Source organism: Zunongwangia sp. HGR-M22 (genome assembly GCF_027594425.1).
GTDB lineage: Bacteria > Bacteroidota > Bacteroidia > Flavobacteriales > Flavobacteriaceae > Zunongwangia.
On sequence record NZ_CP115159.1, the window covers coordinates 2,481,597 to 2,494,758 of the forward strand.

Here is a 13,162-nt window from a genome sequence, read left to right on the forward strand (position 1 = left end):
ATGAGTAAAAAAATTAACTGGGCTATTTTGGGTCCGGGTAAAATTGCTAAAAAGTTTGCTCTTGGCCTTACACATGTATCTAATGCCAATCTTTATGCTGTTGCCAGTAGATCCTTGGATAAAGCTAAAGACTTTTCTAAAGAAATGGGTGCCGATAAAGCCTACGGAAGCTATGAAGAAATGCTAAACGATACTGAAGTAGACGCTGTTTATGTAGCGACACCTCATGTATTTCATAACGAGCATACGTTACTTTGCCTAAAACATAAAAAGGCAGTCTTATGTGAAAAACCTTTTGCTATGAATAAAAATCAGGTAAAAGAAATGATCGATTTTGCACAAAAACAAGACACCTTTTTGATGGAAGCGATGTGGACACATTTTCTTCCACATTTTCAATACACTGCGGAAATAATAAAATCTGGAAAGTACGGTAAAGTACTATCTATGGAAGCCGATTTTGGCTTTGATGCGCCTTTTGATGCTGAAAGTAGAATCTATAATAAGTCTTTGGGGGGTGGTAGTTTGTTGGATATTGGTATTTATCCAATTTTTGCTGCCTTAAGTTTTTTAGGTAAACCAGAAAAAATAAAAGCAACAGCTAAAATGGCCGATACCGGTGTTGATGCCAGATGTCATGCAACTTTCATTTATCCTGAAAACGTAAAAGCTGAACTTTATAGTTTTGTTGATAAAGAAACTGATGTTGCCGCAACCATAAAGCTAGAAAAAGCTGAAATTTATATAAAACCCAGATTTCACAATCCAAGTTCAGTAGTAATTACCACACCTACCGAAAACTTTACCAAAGAGTTTGGCGTAACTGCTAACGGATATAACTTTGAAGCAGAACACGTAGGAAAAATGCTTTTGGAAGGCAGGAAAGAAAGTACAGAAATGACTTTTGCAAAAAGTTTAGAACTTATAGAAATGCTAGATAGCGTTCGGGAAAAAATAGGTTTAAAATATTAATAATATCATCCTTGTAAAAAAAATAAAAAGCTGGTCTCTCGATCAGCTTTTTTAGTGCACAAAAAATAAGAAATCAATTACTTAGCTCCCCATTCTTTCAAGGAATCTTTATTCATTTTAATGTAATCTTTGTTTCCGGCTTTTTCAGCAGCAGCCAAAGATTTTTTAGCAGCTTCAATGGCTTCGTCTTTTTTACCAAGATCTGCGGCTATCAATGATTTTTTTCTTAGCATCCAGTAAGCATTAGGATTAGCTTCAGTAGCTTTAGTAATCCAATTCCAGGCTTTGTTTAAATCCTTTCCTGCATCGTGGTAATAATATGCGGCAGCAAAGTAGTCCGCACCGCCTGGACCATTCATCACTTTATCGATACTGGCCATGGTTTTTTCCTCCGTAGGAACTGAAAATTCTAAAAAAGCAATAGTATTTTCCCACAAGAAATTTAGATTTGCACCATCATTAGTCAGCTCATCAATTAAAATAGTAAAACTTTGCATCTGCATTCCCTCTGGCATCTCTACAACATCCGCTTTTGCTTTTAAGGCCACCATGTTATCGTCCCAAGTTTGTGGATTTCCCCAGTTATTGGTTGTTTTATAAAACATTACTTCCCAAGTCTCTTTATTAGGGATGGTATAAATAGAATATTTTCCAGCTTTTAAAGTTTTACCCTGAATTTTTATATCATCAGAGAAACTGATTACTGTATTTTCATTTGCTCCGGTTCTCCAGATTTCTCCGTAAGGTACAAGATCGCCAAAGATCGTCCTACCTCGCATTGCAGGACGCGAATAATCTAAAGTTACGGTTGTTAAACCTACCATCTGCTCTACTTTTGCAGAAGGACTTGGCTTAGGCGCCTGGATCTGTGCAAAAACCGACACTCCTAAAAATAAAATGAATAATTGTAGTACTTTTTTCATGCTTATAGTTTTTAGTTTTGCTAAAGATAAAGACAATTTAAATTTAATGATTCTGAATTTTAAATTTTAGTAAAATTCAGATCATTTACAATTTGTTTAACTTTAATCATTTTTAATTAAACATTTCTAATCGTAGTTTTATTCCAACAAAAAAAAAATTGCTACGAAATGCACCAGATCCATACCTTTCAAAAATTACCTATTTCTAAACAAAAAGCTTGGGAATTTTTATCTGATCCTAAAAACCTTAAAGTAATTACACCAGATTACATGGGGTTCGATATCACTTCTGGTGGCGACCGCCCGATGTTCGAAGGACAGATAATCCAGTATGTTGTTACACCTATTGCAGGAATTAAAACCAAATGGGTAACCGAAATAACCCATGTTAAAGATGGTGAGTATTTTGTAGATGAACAACGATTTGGTCCCTACGCATTGTGGCATCACAAACATTTTATTAAAGAAATAGAAGGTGGTGTAGAAATGGAAGATATCGTAGATTATAAATTACCGATGGGCAAATTGGGTGACTTGGCGCATCCATTTATGGTTAAGCCCAAACTCCAGGAAATATTCGAATATCGTAAAAAAAAATTGGTAGAGCTTTTTGGTGAATATAAAGCTCCACATAAAGATAATGATGCGACGCTAAAACAAGATATACTAAACTAATATGAAAAAGAATATTCTGCTTATAGGAGGTTCTACAGGAATAGGATTTGAAATCGCAAAAAAGCTTTACAAGGATGATCATATTTTTATCGCCTCAAGAAACAAAGGTGACTCTGAAGAATTAGAGATTACTCATTTAGAATTTGATGTTTTAAAAGATGATATTTCTTCTTTGGATCTACCTGAGAAGTTAGACGGACTTGTTTACTGTCCCGGAAGCATCAATCTTAAACCTTTTAAAATGCTAAAAACCAAAGATTTTGAAGAAGAAATGCAACTCAATTTCTTTGGTTTAATTAATGTTGTAAATGCATTGATACCCAAATTGAAAGAAGCTGATAAAGCAAGTCTTGTTTTCTTTAGTACCGTTGCAGTAAAAGTAGGCATGCCATTCCATACTAGCGTGGCTGCGGCGAAAGGGGCTGTTGAAGGTTTTGCAAAATCTTTAGCTGCAGAATATGCACCTAATCTAAGAGTAAACGTAATTGCTCCTTCTTTAACCGACACCCCTCTAGCCCAAAAACTCTTAAATAACGATAAGAAAAAAGAAAAGATGAGCGATAGACACCCGCTTAAAAGAGTGGGAACTACAAATGATATCGCGAGCATAGCTACCTTTTTATTGAGCGATGACAGTAGCTGGATGACTGGACAAATAATTGGAGTTGACGGCGGACTTTCAACGCTAAACATTTCGTAATGGGTAAAGAAAAAGTAAATATATTTTGGTTCAGAAGAGATTTACGATTGGATGATAATGTTGGATTTTTAGCAGCTTTAAAAAGCGATAATCCTGTTTTGCCAATCTTTATTTTTGATTCTGAAATTTTAGATAATTTACATGAAGATGATGCGCGAGTCACTTTTATTTTCGATACGCTGCAGAAAATGCGAAGTGAGCTTCAGGATAATTACAATTCGTCTATTGCGATGTTTCATGGCAAACCATCAGAAATATATAAGCAACTTCTAAAAGATTACCAAATTGGTAAAGTATTTACCAATCGTGATTACGAGCCATATGCTAAAGACCGTGATGAAGAAATTGAACAGTTATTGGAAGATCATGACATAGATTTCGAAACTTTTAAAGATCAGGTAATTTTCGAAAAGGATGAAGTGGTAAAAGGTGACGGTGATCCTTATGTGGTATACACTCCTTATATGAAAACCTGGATGCAGCAATTCAAAGAGATGGATCTAAAGATTCATTATACTAGCCAGTTTTTAGATAATCTTATTCAAAATACAAGATTACCTAATTTAAGCCTTAGTGATATCGGATTTAAAAAATCATCTTTAAAAGTGCCCGATTTTGATACTACACCAACGCTTATTCAGCAATATGAAAATACCAGAAATACACCTTCTAAGGATGGCACAAGCCGATTGGGAGCACATCTAAGATTTGGTACGGTAAGCGTTAGAAAAATGGTGAAGAAAGCTAATAACGAAAAGAATAAGACTTTTTTACAGGAATTGGTATGGCGCGAGTTTTTTATGCAGGTTTTATATCACAATCCTTCCACAGTTACCGATGCTTTTAAAAAGAAGTACGATAAAATTAACTGGAGAAATAACGAAGATGAATTTGAAAAATGGAAAACAGGTAAAACCGGCTATCCCTTAGTTGATGCCGGTATGCGCCAACTTAACAAGTCTGGTTTTATGCATAATAGGGTTAGAATGTTGGTTGGAAGTTTTCTCTGCAAACATTTGCTTATCGATTGGCGATGGGGAGAAGCTTATTTTGCTAAAAAATTACTGGATTACGAAATGTCTTCTAACGTAGGAAATTGGCAATGGGTTGCCGGTAGTGGTGTAGATGCTGTCCCCTATTTCAGGATTTTTAATCCTACTACCCAAATTGAAAAATTTGATAAAGATGAAAAATACATTAAAGAATGGGTGGAAGAATATAATACCGAAGATTACCCTGAAAAAATGGTAGACCATAAAGAAGCTAGAGAGCGAGCGCTTTCAACTTATAAAGAAGCAGTTAGTAATAGTTAGTTGTTAGTTAAATTGAATAATTGCTAAATGACTAGGGCAACTTTTATTAAAGTTGCCCTTTTCTATTAATCATCTTTTGTGATCGAATTCTTTACTATTGAAGAGTCTATCTATTGATCGCTATCATTCTTCAAATAATTCCTTGCTTTATCTAAATCTTCTGGCGTATCAATACCGATTGTTTGCATTTCGGTTTCTACCATCTTTATGTTTTTACCATATTCTAAATATCGAATACATTCAATTTTTTCAGCATTTTCTAACTGAAGCATGGGCAAATTGCGGAAGTCTAATAAAGCTTGTTTTCTAAATGCATAAATACCAATGTGTTTATAATACATAACTTTAGCTTCGGTATTTCTTGGATAAGGAATTGGAAATCTCGAAAAATACAAAGCGTAGCCATTATTATCGGTAATTACCTTTACATTATTAGGATTGGTAATTTCATCGCTATCTTCTAAACCAACTTTTAAAGATGCCAGGTCTATACTGGCTGCATCGTCCTCAGCAAAAACATTTAGCAATCGTATCAAACTATTTTTATCGATAAAAGGCTCATCTCCCTGAACATTAACAACAATATCTACATCTATATCGTGAACAGCTTCTGCAAGACGATCACTGCCACAATCGTGCTCCTCCTTGCTTTTAATAACTTTACCGCCAAATGCTATAGCAGTATCGAAGATTTTATCACTATCGGTAACGATATACACCTCGTCAAAAAGTCCTGTTTTTTTTGCGGCTTCGTATGTTCTTTGGATTACCGGCTTGCCGTTTAGATCTTCCATTAATTTTCCAGGAAATCTAGAAGCATCATAGCGCGCGGGAATCATGGCTATTATCTTAAGTTTTTCTTTCATCAAAAATTTTTGATTATTTTTTACAAAATTAAGGTTTTAATTATGCTGCCGCTGTTTAAGTTTCGTTAATCCTGCGTAACAAAAAAATCATCTTTAAAACCTATTAAATACAGTTTATCAGTTGCACGTGTAACCGCCGTATACAGCCATCGCAAATATTCTTTCCCTACTCCGTTAGGTAAATATGGTTGTTCTATAAAGACAGTATTCCATTGCCCACCCTGACTTTTATGACAGGTTATGGCATACGAGAATTTAACCTGTAGTGCATTAAAATATTTATTATTCTTTACCTTTAAGAATTTTTTATACTTCGCAGTTTCCTCTTCATAATCTTTCATTACCTCCTGATACAGTTGATTGGATTCTTCAAAGGTTAGTGAAGGAGTATTACTTGTTAAGGTGTCTAACATAACCACAGTTTCAAAAGGCCTCATTTTTGGATAATCAACCATTTGTACAGAAACTTCAGCAAATCGAAACCCGTAAAGCTCTTTAATGGCAAAAATCTCTAAAACTTTTACAATATCGCCATTGGCAATAAATCCTGCTTCTGAAGTTGGCTTTACCCAAAAATAATTATTCTTAACCACCATTAAATAATCCCCCGCTGAAATTTCTTCTTCCTGAAACATAATTCGGGATCTTATTTGCTGATTGTATTGATTAGCGCGTTTATTAGATCGAACAATAATACTACAATCTTCGTTCCCCAAAGTATGATAGGCATCCTGTATAGCTTCCATAATCTCATAACCATCAACAAGCCTAACAACATCGGCTTTAGGACCTAATTCAAATTTAAAACTATCGTAAAATTCTTCTCGAATAGCTTCCCTAATAAGTGTTGCGTTATGCAGAATATCACTTTCTTCACTTTGCCGCACAACCTCGTCTAACTCGATATGTCCTACTTCTTTAAAAAAACCGGTGCGTAATTTATCTTGATCTAGTGCAGGACTCATATCCATTTTCACCGGTGGTAGCTGAGCCGTATCACCTATAAATATCAACTGGCAATTACGCCCACTGTACACATATTCAATAACATCATCAAGCAAAGAGCCATTATCAAAGTTTTTAGAATCACCTGGGTGATCTGCGATCATAGAAGCCTCATCTACAATAAAAATAGTATCCTTGTGCTTATTGGGCTGTAACACAAATTGTACTCCACTACCCCCTGTTTTCTTAGGAAAATAGATCTTTTTATGAATAGTAAAAGCTTCTCGCTTGGAGTAATTGGCAATTACCTTGGCTGCACGTCCCGTTGGTGCCATTAACACACCAGATTTTTTTATTTTCCATAGATTTTTAACCAAAGCACTGATAATTGTTGTCTTACCAGTACCTGCAAACCCCTTAAGTAAAAAAAGGTCTTCATTACATCCATCTACCGCAAATTTAGAGAGTTGTTGCAATGCAATATCCTGTTTTGCACGCGGTTGGAACCCCAAATCATTAATTAAAATTTTATAGAATGCTGAAACATTCGGTTTTTCCATAGCTGAATCTTCAAAAAACCAAAGATAATCATGGATTTTTAGGCAAGAAACTTTTACGAATAAAAAAAAATTGTAGATTTGTCGTATAACTCTAATAACTTAAATTAATTTCTTAAAAGCATGAGACTTGTAATTCAATTACTATTGTGGGCGGTTATAGCTTTTCTGGCTTGGTTAACTTTCGACGCTGTATACCGACCAATTCAATTCAATAAGGTTAAAGAACAACGTTACCCCAAAGTAATTGAACACCTTAAAGACATTAGATCTGCCGAACTTGCTCATAAAGAAATTGTGGGTGGTTTTGAAGATGATTTCGATAAATTAGTTCAGTTTATTGATACAGCAGAATTTGCTATTACTCAACGTAGAGATACTACCGTATTAGATGAAGAGTATAAAAAAGCTTATGGTGTAGATGAGTATATTGAAAAAGTTCTTATTGATACATTAGATTTCATACCTGTAAAAGACTCTTTATACAAAGGCGATCGTGATCGTTATACTAAAATGATCAATATACCAATTAAAGGTGCCGATGGTAAAATTGAACTAGAAGCAGGATCTATTTCAAAAGGAGGTAACAAAATACCGGTTTTTGAAGCAAGAGTTGCAAAAAGTGTAATTCTTTTCGATCAGGATAAACAATTAATCCTTCAGGAGAACGAAGCGCAATCTGTAGAAGAAGTAAATGGTCGTTATATCAAAGTAGGTTCTATGGAAGAAGTTAGTACTACTGGAAACTGGCCACAAACATATGGTGACCAATAATCAAGAAAATATTTTTTTGAAACTGTCCATTCAGGTTAGCCTGAATGGACTTTCTTTTTGTATCCTAAATACAGAATCAAACACCATTGTTTATTATCACAAAAAAATCTTCGATAAAGAACTGGATCCTATAAATCTTCTGCAAAAAATCGAAGAAGAATACAACACGCAATCACAACTAAAAACTCCCGTTAACGAGGTAAAATTGTGTTTTTGCAACACATTATTTACGCTAGTTCCCAAGAAATGGTTTCAGGAAGATGCCGCTGCTTCCTACCTAAAATTCAATACTAAAATTCTCAAAACAGACTTTGTTGCCATAGATGAAATTGACGATAATCAAATTGTAAATATTTATATCCCGTATACCAATATTCTTAATTACTTTTTTGAAAAGTATGGAGAATTCGAATATTCACATCATCTGTCTATTTTGCTGCATAAATTTCTTTCTTTTGAAGATCACAAAGGCATAAAAATTTACGCCCATAATCGCAATAAACAGCTCGACTTATTTGCTATTGAAGATGGGAAGTTATTAGTATGTAATAGTTTTAGTTATTCTACAGGAGAAGATTATTTATATTACCTTCTTTTTATTGCTGAGCAGTTAAACTTAGATCCTAAAAAATTCAGTTTAAATCTAAGTGGAGAAATTCACAAAGAAGACGAGATTTACAAATTGCTTCAAGATTACATTCAGCATATAATCTTTTTATCTTCAGAAATATCATACGAAATCGAAGAAGGTTGGAATATTAATAAATCTGAAGAATACATACTTTTAAATACACTTTAAATGCGCATCATTTCAGGAAGTAATAAAGGAAAAAGAATTATAGCACCCAAAAAATTACCGGTTCGGCCAACAACAGATATGGCTAAGGAAGGATTATTCAATATCCTTAATAACCATTATCATTTTAGTGCTTTAACTATTTTAGACCTATTTTCTGGAACAGGAAATATCTCTTACGAATTTGCTTCTCGAGGAGCTGAAAAAATCACTTCGATAGATGGAAATTATGAATGTGTAAAATTCATTAAAAAAACAGCTAACGAGTTAGATTACTCCATTACCGCGATAAAGAGCGATGTTTTTAAATATTTAGAAAAAGCTCCTATTAAAGCAGATGTGATATTTGCCGATCCTCCCTATAATTTTTCAACAGAAGAATTTTTAAAAATCGCTGCTCTCGTATTTGAAAATAACCTGCTTACTGAAGACGGAATGCTAATTATAGAGTCTGGAAAACACACCGATCTATCTAATGGCCCAAATTTTGTAGAAAAGAGAGGTTATGGAGGTTCTGTTTTTTCATTTTTTTATAAAACTAGTGAAGAAGATTAGAAATACTAAAGCTAATTTTCTATGCTATTTTCTTACAATCATAGCTTTATTATCTATGAGTATGAGTGCCCAGGAATACGAGATGATTTGGAGCGATGAATTTGATTATCGCGGCAAACCCGATAAGGATAAATGGACACATGAAACCGGCTTTGTTCGCAATCTTGAAGAGCAGTACTACACGAAAAGAAAAAAGAATGCAATTGTTAAGGACGATGTTCTAAAAATCATCGCTAGAAAAGAAGAATATAGTAATAAAAAGTACGATCGAGATATTCAAAACTACCGTTATAATACAGAAAAGGCTTTTTACACATCCGCAAGTTTATATACGCATAAAAAATTCGATCTAAATTTTGGTAAAATTGAAGTGCGTGCTAAACTTCCGCAGGGAAAAGGCGTTTGGCCGGCAATTTGGATGCTTGGATCCAACTTTTACGATGTCGAATGGCCTTATAGTGGCGAAATCGACATTTTAGAATTTGTGGGGAAAGATCCCAATACCATACATGCAACAGTGCATTATCCACACGGGAAAGGTTCTAAAATAAAAAGCGAAGGAGAGCAATTAACTCTAAAAACCTCCCCTACTGAAGATTTTCATCGCTATGGAATAAACTGGGATTCAGAAAAAATAGAATTTTCTTTTGACGATCATATCTATTATACTTTTAAGATTGATGAAGCGGATACCGAAAATAATCCTTTTAGAAAGCCATTTTTCTTAATTATAAATTTGGCTTTAGGAGGAAATTGGGCAGGAAAAATCGATAATAATATTTTTCCGCAAGAATTTTTAATAGACTATGTAAGAGTATATAAAAAAGCAGGTCTGTAAGCCGGATTCTGTTCACCCTGAAATACATCAGGATGCCCTAGTCATTTATCTACGAACCTTGTTACCAAAGATCTTTAGCTGCCTACCCTCCAACGACAAACGAGCAATTTGATAGTGTTGGTTTACATGGCATTGCACCGCATAGAGTTTACCTGGTTTCACTACAGCATTACCTGTACATTCTTTCTGTTGCACTTGTCCTGGCCTCACGACCGGTGGGCGTTACCCACTATGCTGCTCTACGGTGTCCGGACTTTCCTCTAAGCCGCAAATATGAGCTTAGCGATAGGGCCGACCTGCTTGGCTGCAAATGTATTTAATTTAAATTGAAAGTTTAGATAAAAGTTTACAGTTTACGGATGGGGGTAAGCAGAAAAAACAATTCTTTATTCGCGATTTCTAACATCATAGCATTTTCGTCATTCCGCAATTGAGCTGGAATCTTATAATGAGGCGCTGAATTAAGTTCAAGGTGAAGACAAGACCTTATAATTCTTTGCATCCCTTTAAAAAGACTATTTAAATATATTCAAACCCACGCATTAACAGATTTTCAAATTAAAACATTCTTGGCTCATGTCTCTTGTCTCTTGTCTCTTGTCTCTTGCCTCTTTAAAAAAGATATCATTTAATTTTACGCCTTCTCATTTCTATTTTTCATCTTTTATACGGTTATCTCTTTTTCAACCAACTTTTATAAAATTGATGATTTGTTTATAAATACTACTTCAGATTTTAGAAGTTAAGCAGGTGATTTTTATATTTGCCTTTCAAACTTGTTAGATGGAGCATTTTGTAGTTTCGGCACGTAAATACAGGCCACAAACCTTTAAAGATGTAGTTGGGCAGCAGGCAATAACCAATACATTGGCTAATGCTATTGCTCACAATCACCTAGCCCAGGCTTTATTATTTACTGGTCCGCGTGGAGTGGGAAAAACTACCTGTGCCCGAATCTTGGCAAAAATGATTAATCATGACGGCACCCAAAGTCCTGATGAAGATTTTGCTTTTAATATTTTCGAGCTGGATGCCGCCTCTAACAACTCGGTTGATGATATTAGAAACCTTATCGATCAGGTTAGGATACCGCCTCAGGTAGGGAAATATAAAGTGTATATTATCGACGAGGTTCACATGTTATCTACTTCGGCTTTTAATGCATTTCTGAAGACCTTAGAAGAACCACCAAAACATGCGATTTTTATCCTCGCCACAACCGAGAAACACAAGATAATCCCAACAATTCTTTCGCGTTGCCAGATATTTGATTTCAAAAGAATTACGGTTACAGACGCTAAAGAATATTTAAAATATATCGCTGAGCAGGAAGGCGTTAATGCTGAAGAAGATGCGCTACAAATTATTGCTCAAAAAGCAGATGGTGCAATGCGTGATGCGCTTTCTATTTACGATCGTGTAGTAAGTTTTAGCGGAAAAGACCTAACAAGGCAGGCCGTTACAGAAAACCTGAATGTATTAGATTACGATACCTACATGCAGGTAACTGATCTTCTTTTAGAAAACAACATTCCGCAATTGCTGGTATTATTTAATGATATTTTATCCAATGGATTTGATGGTCATCATTTTATCGCCGGCTTAGCTTCCCATTTTAGGGATCTATTAGTTTGTAAAGATCAAAGAACCATTCAGCTTTTAGAAGTTGGTGAGCAGACTAAAGCAAAATATTTCGAACAATCTCAAAAGACCTCTCAGCAATTTTTGCTTCAGGCAATAGATTTGGCTAATGAATGTGATTTGAAATATAAAAGTAGTCGAAATCAACGACTCTTGGTCGAATTAACATTAATGCAAATTGCCTCTGTCACCTTCGACGGAGAAAAAAAAAACAGCAATCCTAAAATAGTTCCGGCTAGCCAGTTCGAACAACCTGCTAAATCGATCTCAAAAGAAGAAAAATCGATTATCAGAAATAACGAATATGGACAAAATAATGCTGCCCCTGAAGTCTCACAACAACCTTCTGTAGAAAATCGTACAGAAAACGATAGTTGCTTACCAGAAACAAAACCAGAAAATCAGGAATACTTCAGAAATGAAGTTCCAAAAGCTTCTGAAGAAGAACCTAAAAAGACTGAAAGCACTAAAATTGAACCTGAACAGAACGAAGCTCCAAAAACAAAGCCAGTTACTGATCCTGAAATAAAAAAAGAACGGGTTTCTGGACTTTCTCTTGCGAGCATTCGAAAGAAAAAAGAGCTTGAAGCACAGGTAAAAGATAAAGCACCAGAGCGCGAAGCGGTAATGACCGAGAAATTTACTGAAGCTCAATTACAAGCGGCTTGGGATGATTACGTGCACCGACTAAAGAAACATGGAGAAAAAATTTTAGCATCGATTTTAGAGACAGATCTTCCTACGCTAAAAGGAAATAACGAAATTCATTTAGAACTGCCCGCCGAATCGATGAAAATGGATTTAGAAAGAGGTCAACATAAATTGATGGGCTTCTTAAAGGCGAGGTTAAAGAACACTACTATTTCTTTGGTGATAGATGTGAACGAAACCACTGCGAAAAAATTTGTATTTACGCCAATAGAAAAGTACAATAAGCTAAAAGAAAAAAATCCGCTTTTAGATAAATTACGAACAACTTTTGATTTAGACGTATAATTATGCTTGGTTTAAAACTTCCTACAGATCCCAGATGGGCAGACATTGCCAATAAAAATATTGAAGAAATTTTAATAGATCACGCCTGGTGTGAGCAAAAAGCTGCTTCGACGGCTATATCACTTATCGTAACATATCCTGAATATCCAGAGTTGGTTACTGCCATGGTTGCGTTGTCGCGTGAAGAAATGGGACATTTTAAAATGGTGCATGATAAAATTTTAGAGCGAAATATTGAAATGGGATGGGATCGTAAAGACGAATATGTAGTGCAGCTTTTAAAATTCTTTCCTAAAGGTGGAAGTCGGGAAACTCAGCTTATTCATAGATTATTAATTGCAGGACTTATTGAAGCCAGAAGTTGTGAACGTTTTAGATTGCTTAGCGAAAAGCTTGAAGATAAAGAATTAGCCGAATTTTATAAAAATTTAATGATTAGTGAAGCCAATCACTATACAATGTTTCTAAAATTTGCCCGAAAATATGGTGATCGAGAAATTGTAGATAAAAAATGGAACGATCTTTTAGAATTTGAAGGGAAAATGATCCAGGGCTTAGGAAGTAAAGAAACTATTCACGGTTAATCCTTATTTACGATATTAAAATGGCGG

At 34.9% G+C, this 13,162-nt stretch carries 12 protein-coding genes, 1 other RNA gene and 1 pseudogene; 10 read left to right on the forward strand and 4 right to left on the reverse strand.

Features of this window, described 5'->3' with window-relative positions:
* Entirely contained in the window at window positions 1-972 is a 972-nt protein-coding gene (locus tag PBT91_RS10865; RefSeq protein WP_270058490.1) for a Gfo/Idh/MocA family protein, read from the forward strand.
* 77 nt (window positions 973-1,049) lie between these two features.
* Here the strand turns inward: PBT91_RS10865 and PBT91_RS10870 are convergent, their stop codons facing one another.
* Entirely contained in the window at window positions 1,050-1,895 is an 846-nt protein-coding gene (locus tag PBT91_RS10870; RefSeq protein ID WP_270058491.1) for a DUF2911 domain-containing protein, read from the reverse strand.
* A 168-nt stretch (window positions 1,896-2,063) separates the two neighbouring features.
* Here PBT91_RS10870 and PBT91_RS10875 point away from each other — a divergent pair, with 168 nt between their 5' ends.
* From PBT91_RS10875 to PBT91_RS10885, 3 genes are read left to right on the forward strand one after another with little or no spacing between them, the layout of a single operon-like run.
* Window positions 2,064-2,570 carry an SRPBCC family protein gene (locus PBT91_RS10875; protein ID WP_270058492.1) on the forward strand — a complete coding sequence of 169 codons (507 nt, stop codon included), beginning with the start codon at window positions 2,064-2,066 and terminating at the stop codon, window positions 2,568-2,570.
* Window position 2,571: 1 nt separating this feature from the next.
* The gene (locus tag PBT91_RS10880; RefSeq protein WP_270058493.1) at window positions 2,572-3,270 is read left to right on the forward strand and encodes an SDR family NAD(P)-dependent oxidoreductase; all 699 of its coding nucleotides are present in this window, start codon (window positions 2,572-2,574) and stop codon (window positions 3,268-3,270) included.
* Complete coding sequence (locus PBT91_RS10885; RefSeq protein WP_270058494.1) at window positions 3,270-4,583, forward strand: cryptochrome/photolyase family protein; 1,314 nt, start codon at window positions 3,270-3,272, stop codon at window positions 4,581-4,583. Before PBT91_RS10880 ends, PBT91_RS10885 begins: the two co-directional genes overlap by 1 nt.
* A 110-nt stretch (window positions 4,584-4,693) precedes the next feature.
* On the opposite strand, the gene kdsB is transcribed toward PBT91_RS10885, so the two are convergent.
* Both kdsB and PBT91_RS10895 read right to left on the reverse strand, forming a co-directional pair.
* On the reverse strand, window positions 4,694-5,449 hold the full coding sequence (gene kdsB, locus PBT91_RS10890; RefSeq protein ID WP_270058495.1) for a 3-deoxy-manno-octulosonate cytidylyltransferase: 756 nt from the start codon (window positions 5,447-5,449) through the stop codon (window positions 4,694-4,696).
* A gap of 65 nt (window positions 5,450-5,514) precedes the next feature.
* Window positions 5,515-6,954, reverse strand: coding sequence for an ATP-dependent DNA helicase (locus PBT91_RS10895; RefSeq protein WP_270058496.1), 1,440 nt, complete (start codon window positions 6,952-6,954; stop codon window positions 5,515-5,517).
* Window positions 6,955-7,074: 120 nt separating this feature from the next.
* Between PBT91_RS10895 and PBT91_RS10900 the strand changes: the two genes are divergently transcribed.
* From PBT91_RS10900 to PBT91_RS10915, 4 genes and pseudogenes are all read left to right on the forward strand, one after another.
* Window positions 7,075-7,725 carry a hypothetical protein gene (locus tag PBT91_RS10900; protein ID WP_270058497.1) on the forward strand — a complete coding sequence of 217 codons (651 nt, stop codon included), beginning with the start codon at window positions 7,075-7,077 and terminating at the stop codon, window positions 7,723-7,725.
* A gap of 16 nt (window positions 7,726-7,741) precedes the next feature.
* Entirely contained in the window at window positions 7,742-8,524 is a 783-nt protein-coding gene (locus PBT91_RS10905; protein WP_270058498.1) for a DUF3822 family protein, read from the forward strand.
* A complete protein-coding gene (locus PBT91_RS10910) occupies window positions 8,525-9,076 on the forward strand; it encodes an RsmD family RNA methyltransferase (protein WP_270058499.1) in 552 nt (183 codons plus the stop codon).
* A gap of 82 nt (window positions 9,077-9,158) precedes the next feature.
* A pseudogene (locus PBT91_RS10915) lies at window positions 9,159-9,785 on the forward strand (glycoside hydrolase family 16 protein); the annotation flags it as partial.
* Between the two features lie 110 nt (window positions 9,786-9,895).
* Here PBT91_RS10915 and rnpB read toward each other — a convergent pair.
* An RNA gene (rnpB, locus tag PBT91_RS10920) (RNase P RNA component class A) lies at window positions 9,896-10,217 on the reverse strand.
* A gap of 480 nt (window positions 10,218-10,697) precedes the next feature.
* On the opposite strand from rnpB, the gene PBT91_RS10925 reads away from it, so the two are divergent.
* Entirely contained in the window at window positions 10,698-12,551 is a 1,854-nt protein-coding gene (locus PBT91_RS10925) for a DNA polymerase III subunit gamma/tau (protein WP_270058500.1), read from the forward strand.
* 2 nt (window positions 12,552-12,553) lie between these two features.
* A complete protein-coding gene (locus PBT91_RS10930) occupies window positions 12,554-13,135 on the forward strand; it encodes a tRNA-(ms[2]io[6]A)-hydroxylase (RefSeq protein ID WP_270058501.1) in 582 nt (193 codons plus the stop codon).
* Window positions 13,136-13,162: the final 27 nt, after the last annotated feature.

Excerpts from the sequence above, each read along its gene's own strand:
- PBT91_RS10865 (WP_270058490.1), top strand. The coding sequence starts at position 1 with ATGAGTAAAAAAATTAACTGGGCTATTTTGGGTCCGGGTAAAATTGCT.
- PBT91_RS10870 (WP_270058491.1), bottom strand. The coding sequence starts at position 1,895 with ATGAAAAAAGTACTACAATTATTCATTTTATTTTTAGGAGTGTCGGTT.
- PBT91_RS10875 (WP_270058492.1), top strand. The coding sequence starts at position 2,064 with ATGCACCAGATCCATACCTTTCAAAAATTACCTATTTCTAAACAAAAA.
- PBT91_RS10880 (WP_270058493.1), top strand. The coding sequence starts at position 2,572 with ATGAAAAAGAATATTCTGCTTATAGGAGGTTCTACAGGAATAGGATTT.
- PBT91_RS10885 (WP_270058494.1), top strand. The coding sequence starts at position 3,270 with ATGGGTAAAGAAAAAGTAAATATATTTTGGTTCAGAAGAGATTTACGA.
- kdsB (WP_270058495.1), bottom strand. The coding sequence starts at position 5,449 with ATGAAAGAAAAACTTAAGATAATAGCCATGATTCCCGCGCGCTATGAT.
- PBT91_RS10895 (WP_270058496.1), bottom strand. The coding sequence starts at position 6,954 with ATGGAAAAACCGAATGTTTCAGCATTCTATAAAATTTTAATTAATGAT.
- PBT91_RS10900 (WP_270058497.1), top strand. The coding sequence starts at position 7,075 with ATGAGACTTGTAATTCAATTACTATTGTGGGCGGTTATAGCTTTTCTG.
- PBT91_RS10910 (WP_270058499.1), top strand. The coding sequence starts at position 8,525 with ATGCGCATCATTTCAGGAAGTAATAAAGGAAAAAGAATTATAGCACCC.
- PBT91_RS10925 (WP_270058500.1), top strand. The coding sequence starts at position 10,698 with ATGGAGCATTTTGTAGTTTCGGCACGTAAATACAGGCCACAAACCTTT.
- PBT91_RS10930 (WP_270058501.1), top strand. The coding sequence starts at position 12,554 with ATGCTTGGTTTAAAACTTCCTACAGATCCCAGATGGGCAGACATTGCC.